We start from the raw sequence: 23,291 nt of genomic DNA, 5'->3' as shown, positions 1-23,291 counted from the left end.
CCTCATTCAGCTCGCACTTGTGCCGGCGGCTTCCTCGTCACTGCCGCTGGCCTTGTATTGCGCCAGCTCCTGGCGGCTCAGTGTTTCGATCAGGGCCGCTTCCTCGATCATCCACTCCGCCTGCATGGCTTTTGATTGCGCATCGTAATCGGCGAACGACAACTCATTCGCCGAAAATGACTCGTCGAGGGCTGCCTGACGGTCCTGGAATGGCTGGCGTTGGGTTTCGAAGTTTTCCTGAAATTTATGCGTCAGGTATTTTTGCCAGAACTCCCGCGACACCAGCGCCTGAAACTCTTCGGCTGAATTATCCCGTGCGATCACGGTTTGATAAGCGCTTTCCAGTTGCGCTTTGGATACGCCGGCCAGGCGGGCGAAGCCCATTTTTTCCGGTTGCCCGGGCAACTGCAGACGGTCCTTCAGGCCGTGACGATAAAACAGCCTGATTTCGACTTCTTCCGGCACATGCGGCGGTGGCAGGGTGGCAGCCTCTTGCGGGGTTCTGCCGGCGACTATGCTCGCCTCGCGTCGGGCGATATCCGCCGAGGCGATCTTGTCGACTTCATGCAAGCGGAACAAGACCCGGGACAGCTTGAACAGCTCCGGCCCCTGCGTCTTGTCGCCGGCCCGGGCCACCGCACTGTGCATCATTGACAGGACTTCGAGGTTGGCGAAGGTGAATGCCGCCCGATCACAGCAGGCCGCGTCGCCTGCACGATCGAACACTTCATTGCGCAAGCGTTCGGACTGCGGCGTGTTTTCGGTGATGCTGTCGATCAGCCTCCAGACTCGCCCCTGTAGCTCCTGGTGGCCGCTGGCCGTATCCAGCAGACGTTCCAGGGTGTTGAACAAACCGTCCGAGCGCGGCTGGTCGCGCAGGGTCTGCCACTGTCGCGTGCGTTTGGCCACCTGATTCTCGGTCAGGCCTGCGGTCCAGCGCACCATCGGGTCGGCCGTGGCCAGGCGAAAAGGCTGTGGGCGCCTGATGCGCGCTGTTTCGAGCAGGTTTCTCGCGCCTGTCAGCGGTGTGCCGGCTGCCCTCAGGCGACTGCGGTAGTGAATCAGGCGGTTGGCCGTCGCGCCCGACAATGGGTTGTTCGAAATATCGGTGATGTTGTTGATGCGCACGCTGTTCGCCAATTGATCATTCGGCGGTGCGATGACGGCGTCGGGAATTTCCGCGATTCGATTGTCGTTGAGATTGATAGTGTCGAGCAGCGGCTGATGGATGAGACCGGTGGGGAAGGTGTCGATGCCCGTATAGGCCAGACTGATCGAGCGCAGGTCGACGATCCCGCTAAGATCCGGGACGATACCCAGTTGCGGGTTTTCCTGCAGCTCCAATGCACGCAAGGTCGTGCGCCCCGCCAGAACACGGGCAGTGTCGGCGGTCAGGGAGATGAAGTTTCTTTCCAGGGACAGACGCGTCAGTCCGTTCATTTCGCCTACGGCGGGTGGCAATTCGCGCAGTCGATTACGCGACAAGTCCAGCCAGCGTATGTGACGAAAGCGCGCCAGGAAGCCTTCCGGCGAAGTGCTCAGGTTCATGTTCCTCAGTTTGAGCGAGCCGACATGGCTGAAGTCGGCGTCTAGATCCGGCAGGCTTGGCAGGCGCAGATCGCTGAGATCCAGCTCCAGACCGATGGGGGTTCCGTCATTGGCGTGTTGTTGCGCTGTTTCCTGTCGCCAGCAACTGATGATCCTGTTGCTGGCGGTCACCCGGTCAGCGCGGGTCTGTGCGTTGAGCGCCAATTGGTCGGCGCGAATGTACCCGCCCAGATTGCCCCCGCCGGAAAAAACCCAATCGTCGAGTTGACGTTTCAGTGCCTTGATTTCCCGTTCCAGGCTGCGGACTTTGATCGGCGCGGCACCCGCGTCAAGGCTCCACAAGTATTCTCTGCACTGCTTCATGTTCTTGTGCGGAAACAGCCGCCGATAACGCTGCGCAAGGGAGTTGCCGCTATCGAAGTGGAGGTTGTGCAGCAGATCGGGAGCGATTTCGCTGACGCGTTTCCAGAAGTCATCAAACTTTTTGCCATAACCAGCGGGAAAACGGTTGCCAGTGAGTTGCGTCGCGGCGTTGATCCGGGCGATCGTTGATAATTGTTCCGCAGGCGGATCGAGGACGGTTGACGGCACCTGCTGCAAGCGGTTGTTGCTCAGATCCAGACTGGTCAAATCGGTCTTGTTCTGCAGTCCACTCGGCCACTGCTCGATGCCCGTGCTGCTGAGCAGTACTTGCCTCAGTCTGGACATCCCGCTGAAGTCAGGCGTCGAACCGAGGGCCGGATTATTGCTCAGGTCGATCACCTCAAGCTCGCTTCTGGCACTGAGTATGGCTGCGCTCTCCTCAGTCAATTGCAGGCGATTGCTGGCCAAATTCAGGTCAATCAGACCATACATGGCTGCGATGGGTGCGGGCAGACTTTCCAGCCCGCAGTGGTTGATGACCAAACGCTCGAGGCCGGGGAATGCGGACAGAAAAGCATCGGCATTGCTCGTCCACGTGGCGGCGTTGATAAGCAGCGTTTTGACATGACTGAAGTCGGCGCTGAGCGGCGGCAGTGACGCGTTGGTCAAGGGCAGCCTCAGCGTGTCCCTCGAATTCAGCCAGCAGGCTTTGATGAGGTCAGCGACACGGCGCGCCTGGATTCTGTCCGGTGTGTCTGCCGCGGAAGAACCGGGCTGGCCGCCGTCGACGTAGGCCTCAAGCTGGGATTCCAGCGAGTCCAGCGCTGCGACTCGCCGCGCCAGTTGCGCTTTGCCTTCGTCGTTCAGGGCGAGAAGAAAGGCGCGCAACTGCTGAGCATTCTTGTCCGGATAGACCCGCTTCACGTCGGGGGTTTCCGGCATATCACTGGGGAGTCGGAAAGCATCGGTTACGGCGCTGTCGCCCAGCTCTGGCTGTTCGATCGCCACCCGCTGCCAGAAGGCTTCGAGTTTCGTCCAGTAGCCTGGCGGGAACGGATTGCCTTCGAGCAGGGTGACACTGTTGATACGGGCGAGCGCCTCAAACTGATCCGCTGGCGGATTGAGGTTCGCCTCCGGCACTGCGCTCAAACGGTTGTTGCGCAAGTCCAGATGTGTCAGCCGGGTCTGGCTGTGCAGGCCCGCTGGCCACTGATCCAGCTGCGCGTCGCTCAGGTTCAGCGTCTTCAGTTGAGTCATAGCGGAAAAGTCCGGCGAGTCGCCCAATGGGTTGCCGGACAGGTCCAACTCCTTGAGCTTGCCCAGTGCGCTTAGTTGCGCAGTTGACTCTTCGTTGAGTGCGATACGGTTCGCACTCAGATTGAGGCTTTTCAGGTTAACCATCTGCGCAAGCGCGGCAGGCAGCCTTTCCAGTGTCGAGCGGCTGAGATGCAGACTTTCCAGGCCGGAAAAGTTGCCGAGCAAAGTGCTCGCGGCATCTGACCAGTCGACTGATTGTAGCGTCAGGTGCCGGACATGGCTGAAGTCCGCTTGCAGCGCCGGCAGCGTGCCGTTGGCGGCCTCGAGCCACAGAATGGCGCCGGTCTGGTGGCGCCAGCAGCGCTTGAGGCTTTGCGCGATCTGCTGCGCATGGACTGGCGAAGTGCCCGGCGGCGCTGCGTTGGCGGACTGCCGCAGCCAGGCATCAAGCTCGGTCTTGAGGGATTTGTAAGCGCTCTCGCGCTGGGTCAGTCCGCCAGAAACGTCATTGCCCAAGGACTCGATGTAACGGCCGATTTCTACGTCGGTGTGATCCGGAAACAGTTTTCGCGCCCGTGATTGCGGGCTTCGCAACCGGTTCAGGGTCTGCGACAGCCGCTCGCGCATGCTCGAACGCGCCGGCACGTTGACGCCGTCGCCGCGCATCATTCCACCAGCGCCAGCCACGGTGATGCCAACCCAGCCATGGATGGCATCGAACACAATCGGTTCCGAACGGCCGGGACGCGTCGCGACGTAACGGTTGGCGCTGTCGCTGGCGACGGGGTCACCGCTGCGCACGATGCGCATCACGCTGGCCACTGGCGTCGAGGCGTCCGGGTCGTGCAGCACTTGATAGGCATGGTTTTCGATCAGCGCATAGAGTTTGTCATCGAAGCGGTGGAGCCCGTCGCTGCCGGGTTCGAGGTGGCTGAACGCAAGCGTTGTGCGAAATGCTGCCAGCCGGGTATCGCTGAGCGCGAAGGTGACTGGCTCAAAATCCTCCAGCGGATGCCACATCCCGCTGTCCGGATCGCGCAGCAGAACCGGGCCGGAAGGTTTCGATTCGCTGGGCAGTCTGGCCCGGAACAGATCGGTCTCAGCATCCTTGCCGACCTGCACAATCCCGATGTCGACCACGTCCGCGTATTGGCGCCCTTTGAATATGCGCAAGCCATCGGCGTTGACTGCCGGCAAACCGGCAGCGGCCGTGACCCGGTAATGCTCCAGCGGTAAATCGACAGTGCGCGGTGTTTCGTTCGGCGCTGTCGATGGATGCACGGTAACGGTGGGCACCGGAGTGATCGCATCGGGGTCGGCGTCGCCTGCGGGTTGATGGGCGCGTGACGGCAGGCCAAGGCTTTCAAGGCCCGGTCGCAGTGTTGTATCGGAACGCGGTGTAGTCACATCCGGCGTCGGGGCCGGGCGAACGGTAGCGCTTGTGGAGGTATTGCCTTTGACTGGCGGTTTGATTGGCATGAATAACTTCCTTGTGTATTCGCCGGCAACGCCCGAAGGCGGGCAGTTGCGGGTCGGTTCGGCGTCACTGCCGGTCTGGTTGTATCAGCGGGTCGCCGTGGCGGCGTTGCTGGCGAGGGCAAAAATCCTGCTCGCGGTGTTGCCGTCAAAGGTCTTGCGCCAAATGCCAACGTGGGGCCGGCCAGCCCGCTCGTCGCGGCGCTGGGATTCAATGCCGCGCCTGCTCTGCTCCAGGGTTTTCAGGTGGCCGCCGTCGTCATTGAAGTTCAGGGGCGCGCTGTCGTGCCGGTCGTAGTGAAAGTGCGCTTCCCACAGCGGCGTATCGTCCGTGCGATCGCGGATCGAGTAGACGTCGAGGAACGACTTGCCCTTGCCTTTGCCGAGCTGTTTGCGATCAACGGTTTTGCGCACGTTGAGCTCAGTGTGATCGATCAGCCAGTTCATGCGCATGATGTCCAGCACCTCTTTGTTCTTGTACATGCGCACCAGTACACCATGCCCTTGTGAGGACAAGGTTTCGGCGGCGTTTTGCAGGCGCTCGATCAAGCTTTTGACCTCAGTATCTTCGTCAGCTTTTTCGAGGTTCTGCAGCTGCCTCGCGTGTTCCTTGAGCTTGTCGCTGGGTTTACCCAGGTCTTCGATAATATTTGTTGGATTGTCTTTTTGCGCTTCCCGGATTCTGGCCTCGGCGCTGAGTGATTCGACGTCGGCCAACAGGCGGTTGGCCTCCGTGATCAACTGCGGTTTCGGAGTGCGGCCAAGTGGCGGGCGCACCGGCAGCCACTCGCCGTGGCGCTGCTCATAGCGCTCGGCCGGGCCATTGGGCTGCAACGGGTGGGCGACCTTGATGACGATGCTGCCGTCCGCTGCGGTTTCGGTATCGCCAACCAAAATTCTGGAGGTGCCGTGGCGACGGATGCGGAACACTTTTCGAGTGAGCGGCGGCGGGGTTGTCTCGCTGTCGCTTGGCTGTGGCGGCAGAAAACTGAAATCGATGTCCTGGTCCAGGCTTGGCAGCTCGGTAGTGCGGTCGAAGGTGGCGTAAAGCTCGTTTAGCCGGGTCTCGATGCGCGTTTCGATCGGATCGATCAATGCGATGATTTCGCGCGCGTATTCGGCTTTGCTGCCGTCTGTGGAACGCTGCGATTCAAATCGGCTTCTATCGCTCCGCAGCTGGTCAAGGGTCAGCATCAGCGCCAAGGGGTGCGAGCGTTCCGGGACGTTCTGCAGGTCGCCGGTGACCAGATCGATGGACGCCAGCGAGGGCATCGTTGTGTTGGGTGGGTGCGCTGGCGCATCTGCAAACAGGTGAACGTAAAGGATCAGTTTGTTGAAGTTGATGCGCTCGGCCGAGGGCACTTCCTGGCCGAGTTCGACAAGTATCGGTGCCGCTCCGGGAGAGGCTTTCCTGACTTGCTCCATCACGCCCTGACGATCTTCGATCAATTTCAGTTTCTTGTTCAGGTGCGTAATCATCTTTTTACAGTTGTCCGCACTCAGCGTCGTGAACCCCGGAGCCACACGCAAGTCCATGACGGCCATGAGCCGATTCAGATAACGCACGCGATCCAGGCGGAATGTGTGCAGTTCTTCCTTGTACGCCCCACCGGCTTTCAGATGAATTATCCAGTCCTTGTTGTCGACGATCGACTGGACGAAATCCGTCTGCTTTTTGATGTGCTTGAGCAGATGGACTTCAACGGCGATCAGGGCAGCGGTTTTCCTTTCGCTGTCGTGCGCCTGCGCACGTGCCTCAGTCCAGAGACTGTCGAAGCGGGTAGCGGAGTCGACCAGTTCCTGATGGGCGGCAGCGATGGGCGCATAGCGTTGCAACAGTATCGCCAGGTTGGCCTGGGCCAGTTCGCGGCGGCGCATGCCCCCGGTCAGGCCCGGAGAAACCAGCACCCAGGCGTTTTGCGCATTGCGTGTGATGGCGCGGGATTCGCCGCTGCGGCTGGCCTGGTAAACGTTTTCGCTGTCCGTTGCCACCGGGTCCTCGCTGTGGACGATGCGCCAGACCTTTTGCCCGGGCGTCGACGCCTGTGTATCAAGCAGCGCTTGATAGGCGTGGCTGTGGATGACCACGTAGCGTTTGCCGTCGTGCTGAAACAGGCCGTCGCTGTCCGGTTCGCTCGTGCTGAAATCCAGATCGGCGCGCCAGTCGCGCAGGCTGGCTTCGGTCAACGGCAGGCCGAGCACTTCGCCGTTATCGATGGCATGCCATAGCCCGCTGTCGGCATCGCGCAACAATACCGGGCCGGAAGCAACCCGCTCGCTGGTCAGACCGGCGCGCAGCAGTCCGCTTTCAGTGTCCAGCCCGACCAGAACAATGCCGCCGTCGGCCAGGTCGGCATAGCGACGGCCCTTGTGCGTGCGCAATCCCGACGCATCCACGGCTGGCAGCGCTGCAGAAGCCGTTACGCGGTAGTAGTCGATCGGTTGCTGCGCGGGCGTCGGGTGTTCGATCGGTGGTGTTGCAGGCTGCAGCTTGATGGCGGGAGCAGGGGCAGGAGCCGGGCGTATTGCGTCGAGATCACTGTCGGCCATGCTTCTGCCTGGCTGCCCCGATTGATTCTGCGTACCAGAGGTAGATCGCAATGTGCCGTTGGGGTGAGGCGCCGGCCCTTGTGACGATGAGTTCGGACGCGTGTGGACATCGACCGAAACGGTGCCTCGTGTGGCTGTTTTAGTGGGCATGTTTTCCATCCTTGATTATGAGTTCCCGGCAGAGGCCGGGAAGGGTTGTCGTTTGGCTTCCTGCCAGCGGACGTGGTCATGCAGGCAGCGTGTTGCGCTGCCGGGTGTGTCAGGTGCAAACGGCGAGGGCGAGAAATGCTTTACTGACCCGTGGTGCGGCTTCCGGGAGAAACCGACCACTGTCGTCGGAATTGGTCAAAATTTGTGCTATATTCCGCGCCCGCGATTTTTCACTTCAACACCGGTCGTCGACATGCAAGCAGCCAAGCCGTTATTTGACTATCCAAAATATTGGGCCGAATGTTTCGGGCCAGCGCCATTCCTGCCGATGAGCAGGGAGGAGATGGATCAGCTTGGCTGGGATTCGTGCGACATCATCATCGTGACCGGTGATGCCTACGTCGATCACCCGTCGTTCGGCATGGCAATCATCGGCCGGCTGCTGGAGTCGCAAGGCTTTCGCGTCGGGATCATTGCGCAACCGAACTGGCAGTCCAAAGACGACTTCATGAAGCTTGGCGAGCCGAACCTGTTCTTCGGCGTCGCGGCGGGCAACATGGACTCGATGATCAACCGCTACACCGCAGACAAGAAAATCCGTTCCGACGACGCTTACACGCCCGGCGGCATGGCCGGCAAGCGTCCGGATCGCGCGAGCCTGGTTTATAGCCAGCGTTGCAAGGAAGCCTACAAGCACGTGCCGATCGTGCTCGGCGGCATCGAAGCCTCGTTGCGCCGCATCGCTCACTACGACTACTGGCAGGATCGCGTGCGCAACTCGATCCTGATCGACGCCAGCGCCGACATTCTGCTGTACGGCAACGCCGAGCGTGCGATTGTCGAAGTTGCCCAGCGCCTGTCCTGGGGCCACAAGATCGAAGACATCACCGATGTGCGCGGCACCGCGTTCATCCGTCGCGACACGCCGCAGGGCTGGTACGAAGTCGACTCCACACGCATTGATCGGCCGGGCAAGGTCGACAAGATCATCAACCCGTACGTCAACACCCAGGACACTCAGGCCTGCGCCATCGATCAAGAGAAAGGCCCGGTTGAAGATCCGCAGGAAGCCAAGGTCGTGCAGATCCTGGCCAGCCCGCGCATGACCCGCGACAAGACCGTTATCCGCCTGCCTTCGATGGAAAAAGTCCGCAACGACCCGGTTCTGTACGCCCACGCCAACCGCGTGCTGCACCTGGAAACCAACCCGGGCAACGCCCGCGCGCTGGTGCAGAAGCACGGCGAGATCGACGTCTGGTTCAACCCGCCGCCGATTCCGATGACCACTGAAGAAATGGACTACGTGTTCGGCATGCCTTACGCGCGTGTTCCGCACCCGGCGTACGGCAAGGAGAAAATCCCCGCCTACGACATGATCCGTTTCTCGGTGAACATCATGCGTGGCTGCTTCGGCGGCTGCACCTTCTGCTCGATCACCGAGCACGAAGGCCGGATCATCCAGAACCGTTCCGAAGAATCGATCATTCGCGAAATCGAAGAGATCCGCGACAAGGTTCCAGGCTTCACCGGCGTCATCTCCGACCTCGGCGGGCCAACCGCGAACATGTACCGCATCGCCTGCAAGAGCCCGGAAATCGAATCCGCGTGCCGCAAGCCTTCCTGCGTTTTCCCCGGTATCTGCCCGAACCTGAACACCGACCATTCGTCGTTGATTCAGCTGTACCGCAGCGCCCGTGCCTTGCCGGGTGTGAAGAAGATTCTGATCGCTTCCGGCCTGCGCTACGACCTCGCCGTGGAGTCGCCGGAGTACGTCAAGGAGCTGGTGACCCACCACGTTGGCGGCTACTTGAAAATCGCCCCGGAGCATACCGAGGAAGGTCCGCTCAACCAGATGATGAAACCGGGCATCGGCAGCTATGACAAGTTCAAGCGCATGTTCGAGAAGTACACCAAGGAAGCGGGCAAGGAGCAGTACCTGATTCCGTACTTCATCGCCGCGCACCCGGGCACCACCGACGAAGACATGATGAACCTGGCGCTGTGGCTCAAGGGCAACGGCTTCCGCGCCGACCAGGTGCAGGCGTTCTACCCGTCGCCGATGGCCACTGCCACCGCGATGTACCACTCGGGCAAGAACCCGCTGCGCAAAGTGACGTACAAGAGCGACGGCGTGACCATCGTCAAGAGCGAGGATCAGCGCCGCCTGCACAAGGCGTTCTTGCGTTATCACGACCCGAAAGGCTGGCCGATGCTGCGCGAAGCATTGATCCGCATGGGCCGTGGCGATCTGATCGGGCCGGGCAAGGATCAACTGATCCCGGCGCATCAGCCAGCGACCGACAGCTACCAGAGCGCCCGTCGCAAGAACTCGACGCCGGCCGGCAGCCATAAAGTGGCGAAGGAAGGCAAAGAGAAGACCACCAAGATCCTCACCCAGCACACCGGCCTGCCGCCGCGTGCAAGTGATGGCGGTAATCCGTGGGACAAGCGTGAACAGGCCAAGGCTGCGGCGTTCGCCCGCAACCAGCAGGCGGCCAAAGAACGCAAGGATGCGGCCAAAGGCAAAGGACCGAAGCCGACACGCAAGCCGGTCGTGCCGCGCTAAACAGCGCTTGAGCTGAACAGAACGCCAACCTTCGGGTTGGCGTTTTGCATTTCAGGCCTCAGGAAATGAGTTGTTGCCACTGGCCTCTTCGCGAGCAAGCCCGCTCCCACAGAGGAAAGCATTCAAATGTGGGAGCGGGCTTGCTCGCGAAGGGGCCGGTACAGGCAGCCATCACCACCTGCCTGCCACAAATAGAAGCAAACTCGCCCAAGCATTTCCTCGCGTCGCCCGGTTTTGGTGCTGTACTGCCTTGAGCATTTCGCGAAAGCGCGCAAGCCTGTGCATGGCATAAGTCTTGCGCGCTTTCCTCTACGCCCAGGCTCGCAGGAGGCACGCCGTGTCGATTCATGTCGCATTGCATCACGTCACGCATTATCGCTACGACCGCGCTGTCGAACTCGGCCCGCAGATCGTCCGCCTGCGCCCGGCGCCCCACAGTCGCACGCGGATTTTGTCCTATGCGCTGAAAGTCTCGCCCGAGCAGCATTTCATCAACTGGCAGCAGGACCCGCAGGGCAACTACCTGGCCCGTCTGGTGTTCCCCGAGAAAACCGCAGAACTGCGCATCGAAGTCGATCTGGTGGCGGAAATGGCGGTGTTCAATCCGTTCGATTTCTTCCTCGAACCGTACGCCGAAAAAATCCCGTTCAGCTACGCCGCCGATGAGCGCAAGGAGCTGGCGCCGTACCTCGAAACCCTGCCACTGACGCCTACGTTCAAGGCTTACCTGGACAGCATCGACCGCACGCCGTTGCCGGCGGTGGATTTTCTGGTGGCGCTCAATCAGCGTCTCAGCGAAGACATCGGTTACCTGATTCGCATGGAGCCGGGCGTGCAGACCCCGGAGCACACGCTGCAGCACGCCTCCGGTTCCTGCCGCGATTCGGCATGGTTGCTGGTGCAGCTGTTGCGCAATCTCGGTCTGGCGGCGCGGTTTGTTTCCGGCTACCTGATTCAACTGAGCGCCGACGTAAAAAGCCTCGACGGCCCGTCCGGCACCGACGTCGACTTCACCGACCTGCATGCCTGGTGCGAGGTGTATCTGCCGGGTGCCGGCTGGATCGGCCTGGATGCCACGTCGGGGTTGTTCGCCGGGGAAGGGCATATTCCGTTGGCGTGCAGTCCCGACCCGTCCTCGGCAGCGCCGATCAGTGGTCTGGTCGAACCTTGCGAGACACAGTTCAGCCACGAAATGTCGGTCGAGCGAATCTGGGAAGCGCCACGTGTCACCAAGCCCTACACCGATGACCAGTGGCGGGCGATCCAGGCGCTGGGCCGGCAGATCGATGCCGATCTGCTCGAAGGCGATGTGCGCCTGACCATGGGCGGCGAACCGACCTTCGTCTCCATCGATGACCCGGACGGTACCGAATGGAACACCGCCGCGCTGGGTCCGGACAAACGTCGACTGTCCGCCGAATTGTTCCAGCGCATGCGCAAGCAATACGCACCGCAGGGGCTGGTGCATTTCGGCCAGGGCAAGTGGTACCCCGGCGAGCAGTTGCCGCGCTGGTCGCTCAATTGTTATTGGCGCCGCGACGGTCAGCCGATCTGGCACAACGACGCGTTGATCGCCGATGAACAGCAGGACTACGGCGCCGACGGTGAGCTGGCCGGACGCTTTCTGGCCAGTGTTGCCGAGCGCCTCAAGTTGCCTGCGCGCTTCGTCTTCCCGGCTTACGAGGATCAGCTCTATTACCTCTGGCGCGAGGGCGCGCTGCCCGGCAATGTCAGCGCCGAAGATTCGCGTCTGGAAGAGCCGCTGGAGCGTGCGCGATTGCGCAAGGTTTTCAGTCAGGGCCTGAACAAGGTGGTCGGCCAGGTGCTGCCACTGGCGCGCACGGCCAAGGGCGATCAATGGCAGAGCGGGCGTTGGTATCTGCGTGACGAGCACTGTCGCTTGGTGCCGGGGGACTCACCGCTGGGTTATCGCTTGCCACTGGCGTCGCAGCCGTGGGTAAAAGCGGCGCAATATCCGTTCATCCATCCCAACGATCCGAATCAGGACTTTGCCGAGCTGCCGGATGCCGCGCAGCTCGGTGTGCACGGCGAACCGGCTGCGCTGGATGAGCGCGTGCCGAAAATCGATGAGTCCGCTGACTGGCTGACCCGTACCGCCTTCTGCGCCGAGGCCCGCGAAGGGCGGCTGTATCTGTTCATGCCGCCGCTGGAGCGGGTCGAGGATTATCTGGAGCTGGTCTCGGCCATTGAGGCCACCGCTGAAGAACTGCATTGCCCGGTGTTGCTGGAAGGCTATGAACCGCCGAGTGATCCGCGCCTGAGCAATTTCCGTGTCACTCCGGACCCGGGCGTGATCGAGGTCAACGTGCAGCCATCGGCGACTTGGGACGAGTTGGTCGAGCGCACCGAGTTTCTCTACGAACAGGCGCGGCAAACCCGCCTGACCACCGAGAAGTTCATGATCGACGGGCGCCACACCGGCACCGGCGGCGGCAACCATTTCGTTCTCGGCGGCGCGACGCCGGCGGACTCGCCGTTTTTGCGGCGGCCGGATCTGCTGCGCAGCCTGATCAGTTACTGGCATAACCATCCTTCGTTGTCGTACCTGTTTTCCGGGCTGTTCATTGGCCCGACCTCCCAGGCACCACGGGTTGACGAGGCGCGCAATGACGCCTTGTACGAACTGGAAATCGCCTTTGCGCAGATGCCGGAACCGGGCGAGGAATGTGCGCCGTGGCTGGTCGATCGGCTGTTGCGCAATCTGCTGATCGACGTCACCGGCAATACCCATCGCGCCGAATTCTGCATCGACAAACTGTATTCACCGGACGGCGCCACCGGGCGTCTCGGCTTGCTGGAACTGCGCGCATTCGAGATGCCGCCCCATGCACGCATGAGTCTGGCGCAACAGTTGTTGCTGCGGGCGCTGGTCGCGCGGTTCTGGCGCGAGCCTTACGCGCCGACGAAACTGGCTCGCTGGGGCACCGAGTTGCATGACCGGTTCCTGTTGCCGCATTTTATCGAGCAGGATTTCGCCGACGTTATCGTCGAACTCAACAACGCCGGCTATCCATTGCGTGCGGAGTGGTTTGCCGCACATCTGGAATTTCGTTTTCCCAAGGTCGGCGACTACGCCGTCAATGGCATCGAGCTGGAACTGCGTCAGGCGCTCGAGCCTTGGCATGTGCTGGGCGAGGAGGGCTCGGCGGGCGGCACGGTGCGCTACGTCGATTCATCGCTGGAGCGCTTGCAGGTCAGGCTCAACGGCCTGCCGCCACAGCGCTATCTGCTGACCTGCAATGGCGTCGCGGTGCCGTTGCACCCGACCGGGCGGGTGGGTGAGTTTGTCGCCGGGGTGCGCTTTCGAGCCTGGCAACCGGCCAACTGTCTGCATCCGACCATCGCGGTGCACGCGCCACTGGTGTTCGACCTGCTCGATACCTGGATGGGGCGTTCGCTGGGTGGGTGCCAGTATCACGTCGCCCATCCCGGCGGGCGCAATTACGAGACCTTGCCGGTCAACGCCAACGAAGCGGAGAGTCGGCGCATGGCGCGGTTTTTCCGCCTGGGGCACACGGCGGGGAAACTTGCGATACCGAATGTCGAAATCAATGACGAGCTGCCGATGACCCTCGATCTGCGGCGTTTCTAGAGCCTATGCGATACGTGGATTTTCGTATATCCGCGTGTCACGTGGCTGCGTTAGTCTGACCGTTCCCCGCTGTCTGCCGAGCTTTCCATGCCTGACCTGCTAGACCGCTACCCGCTTAACGCGGACACCTATCACGAACTGCTCGACGGCAGCGGCGCAGTGCGTGCGCATTGGCAGCGGCTGTTCGATCAGTTGCAGCGCAGCAGCCCCGCGCAACTGGTGCAGCGCCAGGCCCTGCTTGCGCGGCAGATTCAGGAAAACGGCGTCACCTACAACGTCTATGCCGATCCCAAGGGCGCTGATCGGCCGTGGGAGCTGGATCTGCTGCCCCATGTCATCGCGGCAGATGAATGGCAGCAATTGTCCGCCGGCATCGCTCAGCGTGCGCGCTTGCTCAATGCAGTGCTGGCGGATCTGTACGGTCCGCAACGGCTGATCCGCGAGGGCCTGCTACCGGCGGAGCTGGTATTCGGGCACAACAATTTCCTCTGGCCCTGTCAGGGCATTGCTCCACCCGAGTCAGCTTTTTTGCATTTGTATGCCGTAGATCTGGCGCGCGCGCCGGACGGCCGCTGGTGGGTCACTGCCGATCGCACTCAGGCGCCATCCGGTGCCGGCTATGCCCTGGAAAACCGCACCATCGTCTCTCGCGCTTTCCCCGATCTGTACCGCGATCTGAAGGTCCAGCATCTGGCTGGATTCTTCCGCACGTTGCAGGAAACTTTGGCCCGTCAGGCACCGCAGGGCGATGACGCACCGCTGGTGGTGCTACTGACCCCGGGCCGGTTCAACGAAAGTTATTTCGAACATCTGTATCTGGCTCGTCAGCTCGGCTATCCGCTGGTCGAGGGCGGCGATCTGACTGTGCGCAATGCCACGGTGTACCTGAAAACCCTCAGCGGCCTGCGCCGGGTGCACGCGATCATGCGCCGCCTCGACGATGATTTCTGCGACCCGCTGGAACTGCGTACCGATTCGGCGCTCGGCGTGCCCGGTCTGCTTGAGGCGGTGCGTCAGGGGCGGGTACTGGTGGCCAATGCGCTGGGCAGCGGCGTGCTGGAATCGCCGGGGCTGCTGGGGTTTCTGCCGAAGATCAATCAATACCTGTTCGGCGAAGAACTGATTCTGCCGTCGATCGCTACCTGGTGGTGCGGCGAGGCGCCGGTGCTGGCGCAAGCGCTGGAGAAACTTGGGCAGCTGTTGATCAAACCGGCGTTCCCGTCGCAGAGCTTCGCCCCGGTATTCGGGCGTGACTTGAGTGAAGGCCAGCGTCTCGAGTTGGCGCAGCGCATGCAGGCGCGGCCTTATGCCTATGTCGCGCAAGAACTCGCGCAGCTGTCGCAGGCGCCGGTCTGGCAAGCCGAGGACGGTCATCTGCAACCCCGCGCGATTGGCATGCGCATGTATGCAGTCGCCAGCCACGACGGCTACCGCGTGCTGCCGGGAGGTCTGACCCGGGTGGCGGCCGACGCCGATGCCGAGGTGGTGTCGATGCAGCGCGGCGGCGCAAGCAAGGACACCTGGGTGCTCGGCGACCGTGCGCCGAGCGGCGAGCAATGGAAGGCACAGCGCAATGTCGGCGTGCACGATCTGGTGCGGCGCGATCCGTATCTGCCGTCGCGCGTAGTGGAAAACCTGTTCTGGTTTGGCCGCTACTGCGAGCGCTGTGACGACAGCGCGCGGCTGCTGCGCATCATGCTCACGCGCTACGTCGACGGCGATGATCCGCAGGCGTTGCAGGCAGCGGTTGATTTGGGCGAACGTCTGGCGTTGCTGCCGGATGAGGGTGAACTGCCGGAACGCTTGCTTGCTGCGCTGCTGGGCGAAGATTGGTCGTTCAGCCTGCGTTCCAATTTGCAGCGCCTGCAATGGGCCGCCTCGCAAGTGCGCGGCAAGCTGTCCCGGGAGAACTGGCAAGCGCTGGTCGAGTTGCAGCGCGAAGCGCTGGAGCTGGAAGTCGATGAACCGGACTTCGCCGAACTGCTGGATTTCCTCAACCGTCTGGTGATGTCGCTGGCGGCGCTGTCGGGGTTTGCGCTGGATGACATGACCCGCGATGAAGGCTGGCGGTTTCTGATGATCGGCCGCCGCATCGAACGCCTGCAATTTCTCAGCAGCAGTCTGGCGGCGTTTCTGCGCGGCGCGGGCGCGTTCGATCAGGCGGGGCTGGAGTGGCTGCTGGAACTGGGTAACAGCAGCATTACTTATCGCTCGCGGTATCTGGCGGTGGCGCAATTGATTCCGGTGCTTGATTTGCTGCTGCTGGATGAGCAGAACCCCCACGCGGTGCTGTTTCAGCTGAAACTGGTCACCCGTACCTTGAAACGCCTGAACGAGGATTTCGCCGTGCCTCGCGAGACCGGGCTGCCGCAATTGGTCGAGCGCCTCTCGCGGTTCGATCTCGGTTGCCTGGAAAACCCCTTGTTCGGCAAATCCAGCGTACGTGCCGCGCTGGAGGGTCTGGCTGATCTGTTGCAGGAAATCGCCGAAGCCAGCGGCCAGGTATCGGATCGTCTGGCGCTGCGCCATTTCGCCCATGTCGATGATGTCAGCCAGCGAACGGTGTCCGTGTGATGAGCGCTCAGTACCAGATCTTTCACGACACCTGTTATCACTACGACAGCCCGGTGTCCCTCGCCCAGCAACTGGCGCACCTGTGGCCGCGCGAATGCAGCTGGCAGCGCTGCACCGAGCAGCAATTGCTGATCAGCCCCGAGCCGACGATGCGCCGCGATGAATTGGACGTGTTCGGCAATCCGCTGACGCGCTTGGCCTTTGAGCGGCCCCATGACCAATTGCAGGTCAACGCCCGGCTGGCGGTTGAGGTGCTGGTGCGGCCGGCGCTGGATTTCAGTCAGTCGCCGCCGTGGGAGCAGACCCGCGATGCGCTGACCTACAGCAGCCAGCCGTTGTCCGACGACTTGCTCGAAGCCTGCCGCTACCGGTTCCAGTCGCCTTATGTGCATTTGAAGCGCAGCTTCGTCGACTTCTCGCAAAGCTGTTTTCCGCCGGGGCAACCGTTGCTGCTCGGCGTGCAGGCGCTGATGCAGAAGATATTCAGCGAGTTCACCTTCGATGCCGAAGCCACCCAGGTGGCGACGCCGCTGGTGGAGGTGCTGGAGCGCCGGCGTGGGGTCTGTCAGGACTTCGCGCATCTGATGCTGGCCTGTGTGCGCTCGCGTGGTCTGGCGGCGCGTTATGTCAGCGGCTACCTGCTGACCCAACCACCGCCGGGGCAGCCACGCCTGATTGGCGCCGACGCCTCGCATGCGTGGGTATCGGTGTTCTGCCCGGTACTGGGTTGGGTGGATTTCGATCCGACCAACAACGTGCGGCCGGCGCTGGAACACATCACGCTGGCGTGGGGAAGGGATTTCTCCGATGTGTCGCCGCTGCGGGGGGTGATTCTCGGTGGCGGTAACCATGACCCGGAGGTGCGGGTTACGGTGATGCCTCAGAATTGATGAGTTTTCAGATGTGGGAGCGAGCCTGCTCGCGAAAGCGTCAGGTCAGCCAATAGATTTGTAACAGATACACCGCTTTCGCGAGCAGGCTCGCTCCCACAGGGATTTTGGTGTGGCAGGGAAAGCAGGGCTGTGAGGGCCGGCAGCAAAACCGCCAGCCCCGTCACAAATCCGCAGGGTCTGATTCGATCATCAAACCCGGTGGGGCTCAGGCGTCGGGCGTCTGATCTTTCGGTGCATCGGTTATATCGGGTGCATCAACATCATCATCGGTCGCCACTTCCCCGTCAGGGTTCAGTGCCGCTTCTTCAGCGGTTTGCTTCTTGCGCTGAAGCTTTTCCTCTTTCTTCTGTTCCTTTGCCAGGTCTCGTTGACGTTTGGCGAAGGAGTAATTGGGTTTGGCCATGGGCGATCCTCTTGGGTCGAAGGTGAGGTTGAGCGGCGCGTATTCTGCCCTGTATCGGTGCCGGGGGGTTAACCGGGTTTTTGGTCGACCCACTTGGGCGTGACGGTCGGCTGCCACTGATCGAGGGCGTCGAGCAGGGAATCTGGCGATTCGCTCACTTGCAGCATGTCACGGTGTGGCGCGCGAACGAAGCCTTCGCCGACGATATGATCGAGAAAGTCCGTGAGTTTGCTGTAGAAACCGTTCACTTCCAGCAGCCCCAAAGGCTTGCCGTGGTAACCGAGCTGGCCCCAGGTCCAGACTTCGAACAACTCTTCCAGCGTGCCGAGGCCGCCGGGCAGGGCGATGAAGGCATCGCTGAGTTCGGCCATCCGCGCCTTGCGCGCATGCATGCCGTCGACCACTTCCAGGCGTGTCAGGCTTTTATGGCCGATCTCCTTGTCCATCAGGCTTTGCGGGATGATGCCGATCACTTCGCCGCCAGCGGCCAGTGCTGCGTCAGCGACAATGCCCATCAAACCGACGGCGCCACCGCCGTAGACCAGCGTCAACTTGCGCTTTGCCAGAGCCCGGCCAAGGGCCACGGCGGCTTCGGTATAAGCCGGCACGGTACCGGCGTTGGCACCGCAAAACACACAAACGGATTTCAGCGACATGCGTTACTCCTGAATCGATCAGTCGCACAGGGTAACGGCTGGCACGCCGCGCTCCAAGGATTAGACTTCGCGTTCGGGCGATTCAAATGTACCGCTGGCGCCACAGGCGTAGGCGGCAAGCAAACTGCACAACAGACCGTTGAAGAACATGACAGGCACTCCGTTTCAGTAGATGCGCCGATCATAGGGCTGGCCGAACGCAATGGCCGTTAGATTGTGTCGATGAGTGTCATAGCCTGAAAGTTGTATACAATTTTTGACACAAGTCATAGGAACTTGCGAAGATTTCAGGCAGTCTTTCCACCACTAGTGTTTTTGTTAACCCTGCCTTGGAGATTCACCATGTTTTCCAAAGTTGTTGCGGTATCCCTGCTGGCGCTGGCCAGCAGCCAATTGATGGCTGCCGAGTGCAAAACCACCGTAGATTCCACCGATCAGATGTCCTTCAACACCAAGGAAATCGTGATCGACAAAAGCTGCAAAACCTTCACCGTCGAACTGACCCACTCCGGCAACCTGCCGAAAAACGTCATGGGCCACAACCTGGTGATCAGCAAAGAAACTGACATGCAGCCGATCGCTACCGACGGTCTGGCAGCCGGTATCGACAAGAACTACCTGAAGGATGGCGACGCGCGCATTGTGGCGCACACCAAGATCATCGGCGCCAAGGAAACCGATTCGGTGACCTTCGACGTGGCCAAGGTGGCTGACGGTGGCTACGGCTTCTTCTGCTCGTTCCCGGGCCACATCTCGATGATGAAAGGCACTATCGTCGTCAAGTGATTCAGGCATAAAAAAAGCGTCCTCCGGGACGCTTTTTTTGTGTTGGAGCTGCCGAAGGCTGCGATCTTCTGATCTTGATCTTCAAAGCAAGATTCAAGATCAGAAGATCGCAGCCTCGTTGCACTCGTCAGCTCCTACAGGCTCCTCAATACTTCAAGGTGCGAAAGGCATGACCCGCTTGTGATGGGTCTTGTTGTACGTATCGACGATGATCTTCGCCGCCTCGTCCCGCACGGTTTCACCGTGCAGAAACGCATCGATCTCGGCATAGGTCACGCCATGCGCAGCTTCGTCCGGCTTGCCCGGCGACAGGTCTTCGAGGTCGGCTGTCGGCACTTTCTCGACCAAAGACTCCGGCGCGCCAAAGCTGCGGGCAATGGCGCGCACCTGATTTTTCACCAGGCCGCTGAGCGGGGCGAGGTCGCAGGCGCCGTCACCGAATTTGGTGAAGAAGCCCATCACCGCTTCTGCCGCGTGGTCGGTGCCGATCACCAGACCGCCAGCCACCCCGGCAATCGTGTACTGCGCAACCATGCGCATGCGCGCCTTGGTATTGCCCAGCACGAAGTCCACCGACGCTGCCGGTTTGCCTTCGAACGCCGAGACCTGAGCAGCCAGCGCCTTGACCGCCGGGCCGATGTTCACGGTGTGGATTTCGTCAGGGGCAATGCAGTCGAGCGAGGCCTTGGCGTCATGCTCGTCAAACTGGGTTTCATACGGCAGGCGCACGGCGATGAATTTGTAGCGGTCATCGCCGGTTTTTTCGCGCAGTTCACGTACTGCACGCTGGGCCAAGAGGCCTGCGGTCAGTGAGTCGACGCCGCCGCTGATGCCCAGCACCAGGGCCTTGAGCCCGGAATTGACCAGACAATCCTGGATGAAACGCAGGCGCCGGGCGATTTCCGCCTGCAGGGCCTGATCGTCGGCGAACGGTGGTTGCACCTTGAGCTGCTCAGCAATCTCACGCTGTACGGCTTGCATGAATTCACTCCTTGCTAGATAGACTGGATTCGGCAGGAACCTGAAACACATGTCGCAAATAGGCGACGAAATTCGGATCTTTGCAGTGGGTCTTGCCGGGCTCGTCGGAGATCTTCGCCACCGGCTGGCCGTTGCAGGCGGTCATTTTAAGCACGATGCTCATCGGCTCGACACCCGGGATATCACAGGTGAGGTTGGTACCGATGCCGAAGCTCACATTGATGCGACCGTGCAGCGCGCGGAAAATCTCCAACGATTTTGGCAGGGTCAGACTGTCGGAAAACACCAGGGTCTTGCTCATCGGGTCGATGCCGAGCTTGTGATAGTGCGCGATGCACTTTTCACCCCACTCCACCGGGTCCCCCGAGTCATGGCGCAGGCCGTCGAAGAGCTTGGCGAAGAACAGATCGAAATCGCCAAGGAATGCGTCGGTGGTGATGCAGTCGGTGAGGGCGATGCCAAGCAGGCCGCGGTACTCGCGGACCCAGCAGTCGAGCGCGGCGATCTGGCTGTCGATCAGTCGTGGGCCGAGTTGCTGGTGAGCCATGATCCATTCGTGGGCCATGGTGCCCAGCGGTTTCATGTCCAGCTCGCGGGACAGATGCACGTTGCTGGTACCGACGAAGCGCCCGGGGAAATCATGCTTGAGCACGTTGACCACTTCCGCCTGCACGCCAAAGGAAAAGCGCCGGCGCGTGCCGAAATCAGCGACCTGCAGTTGCGCCAGTTCATCGGCAGAGGCGTTGGCGGTGAGCCAGTCGAACTTGCGATAGAGCTGTTCGCGCGCCTGCTCCAGCGAGGTCTCCCGGTAGCGATAGCGATTGCGCACTTCGCTGACGATCGCCAGCAGCGGCACTTCGTAAAGGATTACGTGCAGCCATGGCCCGCGCAGGCGGATGAACAATTCGCCGTTCTCGATACCGGTGTGCAGGTAGCGCAGGTTGAAGCGAAACAGGCCGAGGAAACGCAGGAAATCCGGTTTGAGGAACGTGATGCGCTCGAGAAAACTCAATTGATCAGGGCTCAGACTCAGCTCGGCAAGGCGCTCGATCTGATGACGGATTTCGGCCAGATACGGGCGCAGATCCTCGGCGTTGCGGCAGCGGAACTCCCATTCGACTTCGACGTTGGGGTAGTTGTGCAGCACCGCCTGCATCATCGTCAGCTTGTAGAAGTCGGTGTCGAGCAGGTTCTGCACGATGCGATCGGCAAACACACTCTCGCTCATAAACGGGTCTCCAGTTGCGCCGCGCCTGGCGCGGTCCATATCGATGGCGCTAGTGGCGCATATCAGCGGTGGGGATTGCCAGCGCTTTTTTGCTTTCAGGTGACAGATCCTCTGAGGCGATACACCTCAAACCGCAGAAATTGCTCATTTTCGGTTGCACCTCAAGCGCGGCATGAAGTACTTGCTCGATGCACTTCCAGCTTTTCAAATACTCGGCGAGTAACGAATGCCTCGGTATCAAATTTGTTTCCACTGCCTTGAACATCGCTGCTCTGATCATTTCATCGGTTGTTATCTTAGGCATGCAGGTCGTCTCCCTTGAACGAAATCTGTTCCAACGTATCCACACCGTCCTGGAGCAACAAATAGGCAGGAAGTATGAGTTGATAAAAGTCGGAGTCGTTGGTGCCTTTGATAGTGATGGACGTGAACGCTTCAAGAAGGCTCGTGGCAGCGCGGATTCTGAAACAGGCGTCTTCGAATAACCGATCACGTGCGGCATATGAGTCTATGAAAAAGGTGGGGATGTTGGTTGCGTTTGCTTTCAGTGGGTAGAAGCGAGTCATTCATAAGTTCCACGAGTGTTGCTGATGAAGGAAATTGAGAAGTTCATTTTTTCTGGTTTTACTGCTCGAGTGTGCTGGTGTGTCGCGCAGTTATTACTGTTCTCTTATAACTGAAACTCTAACTTGTAAGCGTGGACGGGTTGCCCGCCGGCTCTCGGTAGAGAGCCGGGTTGCTACGTTTCGTTATGTTTTGGGCGCTGGCACCGGTGGCCATGCAATTGGGTCAAGGTCTAGCTCGAGAAACAGTTTCGAATCAAAAACGGGTGTCTTGATTCCACTGCGACGTTGAACTTCATAATCATTCAAGAGACGCAGGCATATTTTGAAAAGAAGCGCCATCGCCATCAAATTTACGAGCGCCAGTAAAGTCATGGTGATATCGGCAAAAGCCAGAACTGTGGATAAATCCTCATTGCCCCCCCAGAACACCATGACTAATACCACGAGCCGATAGATGATCAGCATTTTCTTCGTCTCACCAAACATGAACCGTAAGCTGTTTTCTCCGAGGTAGTAGTTGTAGAGCATCGCCGTGAATACGAACAATGCCAGCACGATACTTATAAACGACCGTCCCCAGTCCCCGACCACGGCGGCCAACGAGTTCTGGGCCAGGGCAATTGCGTCGCCTTCAAATCCCGGACTGTAGATGCCGGACAACAAGATCATCAGTGCGGTGCAGGTGCAGACTACAAACGTGTCGATGAAAACGCTCAATGCCTGGACCGCACCTTGTGCAATCGGATGACTCACCTTCGCTACCGACGCGACATTTGGGGCGCTGCCCAGTCCGGCTTCGTTGGAAAAGACGCCTCGTCGGACGCCCATGATAATCGCGCTGCCGATCAAGCCGCCGAACGCTTGATCCAGACCGAATGCGCTTCTGATAATGGTCATCAGCATTGTCGGTACTTGTTCAAACTGCAGCACCAGTACGTACGCCGTCACGCCGATATAGGCGAGAACCTTCAGAGGAACCAACAGGTCGGCGACTGCTGCAATACGCGTGATACCACCGATGAATACGATGCCCAGCATCAGGGAAAGCGCGAGGCTCGACCACAAGGGCGGCAAGCCGAATGCGTCTTTCAGGGAGTGCGATACTGCATGGGATTCGAGACCATTGATGGCAAATCCGAATGTCACCAGCATCAGCATGGCTACGATCAACCCGAGCCAGCGCTTGTTCAGACCATACTGAATGTACCAGGACGGGCCCCCTCGATAGAGGCCGTTGCCATCGCTGCGTTTGTAGAGCTGGCCTAGCGTGCATTCGAAGAAGCTGCTCGACATGCCCAAAAGCGCAGTCATCCACATCCAGAACACAGCGCCTGGCCCACCCAAACCTACTGCAATTCCGACCCCGACGATGTTTCCGGTACCCACGCGCCCGGCAAGGCTGAGTGTCAGCGCCTGGAGTGAACTCAAATGCTGACCGTTTGCGCGCCAGCTACCCCGTAAGACGCCGAACATATGAGGAAAGTATCGTAGTTGAACAAATCCTGATCGGATCGTGAAATACGCTCCTAATCCGAGAACAAAAGGTATTAACACCCTGCTCGAAAGAAAATCGTTGATGACATCAAGCATTCAAAGCTCCTTGCTATATAGAGTGCTGGCAAATCAATGGTGTCGTCAGTCCTGAATTCCTTCGGACGGCGTAATATCCCGCCATATTTGA

14 protein-coding genes are annotated in these 23,291 nt (G+C 60.3%); 5 read left to right on the top strand and 9 right to left on the bottom strand.

Going from position 1 to position 23,291, the window contains the following annotated elements:
• Positions 1-6 precede the first annotated feature (6 nt).
• A complete protein-coding gene (locus ACP7D9_RS24785; RefSeq protein WP_426159892.1) occupies positions 7-4,647 on the bottom strand; it encodes an NEL-type E3 ubiquitin ligase domain-containing protein in 4,641 nt (1,546 codons plus the stop codon).
• Positions 4,648-4,731: 84 nt separating this feature from the next.
• A complete protein-coding gene (locus tag ACP7D9_RS24780) occupies positions 4,732-7,194 on the bottom strand; it encodes a hypothetical protein (protein WP_426159891.1) in 2,463 nt (820 codons plus the stop codon).
• Positions 7,195-7,597: 403 nt separating this feature from the next.
• On the opposite strand from ACP7D9_RS24780, the gene ACP7D9_RS24775 reads away from it, so the two are divergent.
• From ACP7D9_RS24775 to ACP7D9_RS24760, 4 genes are all read left to right on the top strand, one after another.
• The gene (locus ACP7D9_RS24775) at positions 7,598-9,910 is read left to right on the top strand and encodes a YgiQ family radical SAM protein (protein ID WP_426159890.1); all 2,313 of its coding nucleotides are present in this window, start codon (positions 7,598-7,600) and stop codon (positions 9,908-9,910) included.
• A gap of 337 nt (positions 9,911-10,247) precedes the next feature.
• The gene (locus ACP7D9_RS24770; protein ID WP_426159889.1) at positions 10,248-13,523 is read left to right on the top strand and encodes a DUF2126 domain-containing protein; all 3,276 of its coding nucleotides are present in this window, start codon (positions 10,248-10,250) and stop codon (positions 13,521-13,523) included.
• Between the two features lie 87 nt (positions 13,524-13,610).
• Positions 13,611-16,097, top strand: coding sequence for a circularly permuted type 2 ATP-grasp protein (locus ACP7D9_RS24765; protein WP_312997537.1), 2,487 nt, complete (start codon positions 13,611-13,613; stop codon positions 16,095-16,097).
• On the top strand, positions 16,097-16,987 hold the full coding sequence (locus tag ACP7D9_RS24760; protein WP_312997535.1) for a transglutaminase family protein: 891 nt from the start codon (positions 16,097-16,099) through the stop codon (positions 16,985-16,987). The genes ACP7D9_RS24765 and ACP7D9_RS24760 overlap by 1 nt, the downstream gene beginning before the upstream one ends.
• A 208-nt stretch (positions 16,988-17,195) precedes the next feature.
• On the opposite strand, the gene ACP7D9_RS24755 is transcribed toward ACP7D9_RS24760, so the two are convergent.
• A complete protein-coding gene (locus tag ACP7D9_RS24755; RefSeq protein ID WP_426159888.1) occupies positions 17,196-17,393 on the bottom strand; it encodes a hypothetical protein in 198 nt (65 codons plus the stop codon).
• Positions 17,394-17,461: 68 nt separating this feature from the next.
• A complete protein-coding gene (locus ACP7D9_RS24750; RefSeq protein ID WP_101157718.1) occupies positions 17,462-18,049 on the bottom strand; it encodes a TIGR00730 family Rossman fold protein in 588 nt (195 codons plus the stop codon).
• Positions 18,050-18,391: 342 nt separating this feature from the next.
• Here ACP7D9_RS24750 and azu point away from each other — a divergent pair, with 342 nt between their 5' ends.
• Entirely contained in the window at positions 18,392-18,835 is a 444-nt protein-coding gene (gene azu, locus ACP7D9_RS24745) for an azurin (protein ID WP_426159887.1), read from the top strand.
• Positions 18,836-18,988: 153 nt separating this feature from the next.
• Here azu and nadE read toward each other — a convergent pair whose 3' ends face one another.
• From nadE to ACP7D9_RS24720, 5 genes are all read right to left on the bottom strand, one after another.
• The gene (gene nadE, locus ACP7D9_RS24740; protein WP_101157714.1) at positions 18,989-19,816 is read right to left on the bottom strand and encodes an ammonia-dependent NAD(+) synthetase; all 828 of its coding nucleotides are present in this window, start codon (positions 19,814-19,816) and stop codon (positions 18,989-18,991) included.
• A gap of 4 nt (positions 19,817-19,820) precedes the next feature.
• Positions 19,821-21,044 carry a nicotinate phosphoribosyltransferase gene (gene pncB, locus ACP7D9_RS24735; RefSeq protein WP_312997525.1) on the bottom strand — a complete coding sequence of 408 codons (1,224 nt, stop codon included), beginning with the start codon at positions 21,042-21,044 and terminating at the stop codon, positions 19,821-19,823.
• Between the two features lie 49 nt (positions 21,045-21,093).
• Entirely contained in the window at positions 21,094-21,348 is a 255-nt protein-coding gene (locus ACP7D9_RS24730) for a hypothetical protein (RefSeq protein ID WP_426159886.1), read from the bottom strand.
• Complete coding sequence (locus ACP7D9_RS24725) at positions 21,341-21,610, bottom strand: hypothetical protein (protein WP_426159885.1); 270 nt, start codon at positions 21,608-21,610, stop codon at positions 21,341-21,343. The genes ACP7D9_RS24730 and ACP7D9_RS24725 overlap by 8 nt, the downstream gene beginning before the upstream one ends.
• Positions 21,611-21,793: 183 nt before the next feature.
• Positions 21,794-23,200 carry an alanine/glycine:cation symporter family protein gene (locus ACP7D9_RS24720; protein ID WP_426159884.1) on the bottom strand — a complete coding sequence of 469 codons (1,407 nt, stop codon included), beginning with the start codon at positions 23,198-23,200 and terminating at the stop codon, positions 21,794-21,796.
• Positions 23,201-23,291: the final 91 nt, after the last annotated feature.

Source organism: Pseudomonas sp. TSRC2-2 (genome assembly GCF_049897785.1).
Taxonomy (GTDB): Bacteria; Pseudomonadota; Gammaproteobacteria; order Pseudomonadales; family Pseudomonadaceae; genus Aquipseudomonas.
Note: the sequence above shows the minus strand (reverse complement) of the source record. Positions and strands in the feature narration are given on the sequence as shown.

Bases quoted from the DNA above. Each gene is read 5' to 3' on its own strand.
- ACP7D9_RS24785 (WP_426159892.1), bottom strand. From the start codon at position 4,647: ATGCCAATCAAACCGCCAGTCAAAGGCAATACCTCCACAAGCGCTACC.
- ACP7D9_RS24780 (WP_426159891.1), bottom strand. From the start codon at position 7,194: ATGGCCGACAGTGATCTCGACGCAATACGCCCGGCTCCTGCCCCTGCT.
- ACP7D9_RS24775 (WP_426159890.1), top strand. From the start codon at position 7,598: ATGCAAGCAGCCAAGCCGTTATTTGACTATCCAAAATATTGGGCCGAA.
- ACP7D9_RS24765 (WP_312997537.1), top strand. From the start codon at position 13,611: ATGCCTGACCTGCTAGACCGCTACCCGCTTAACGCGGACACCTATCAC.
- ACP7D9_RS24760 (WP_312997535.1), top strand. From the start codon at position 16,097: ATGAGCGCTCAGTACCAGATCTTTCACGACACCTGTTATCACTACGAC.
- ACP7D9_RS24755 (WP_426159888.1), bottom strand. From the start codon at position 17,393: ATGGCCAAACCCAATTACTCCTTCGCCAAACGTCAACGAGACCTGGCA.
- ACP7D9_RS24750 (WP_101157718.1), bottom strand. From the start codon at position 18,049: ATGTCGCTGAAATCCGTTTGTGTGTTTTGCGGTGCCAACGCCGGTACC.
- azu (WP_426159887.1), top strand. From the start codon at position 18,392: ATGTTTTCCAAAGTTGTTGCGGTATCCCTGCTGGCGCTGGCCAGCAGC.
- nadE (WP_101157714.1), bottom strand. From the start codon at position 19,816: ATGCAAGCCGTACAGCGTGAGATTGCTGAGCAGCTCAAGGTGCAACCA.
- pncB (WP_312997525.1), bottom strand. From the start codon at position 21,044: ATGAGCGAGAGTGTGTTTGCCGATCGCATCGTGCAGAACCTGCTCGAC.
- ACP7D9_RS24730 (WP_426159886.1), bottom strand. From the start codon at position 21,348: ATGCCTAAGATAACAACCGATGAAATGATCAGAGCAGCGATGTTCAAG.
- ACP7D9_RS24725 (WP_426159885.1), bottom strand. From the start codon at position 21,610: ATGACTCGCTTCTACCCACTGAAAGCAAACGCAACCAACATCCCCACC.
- ACP7D9_RS24720 (WP_426159884.1), bottom strand. From the start codon at position 23,200: ATGCTTGATGTCATCAACGATTTTCTTTCGAGCAGGGTGTTAATACCT.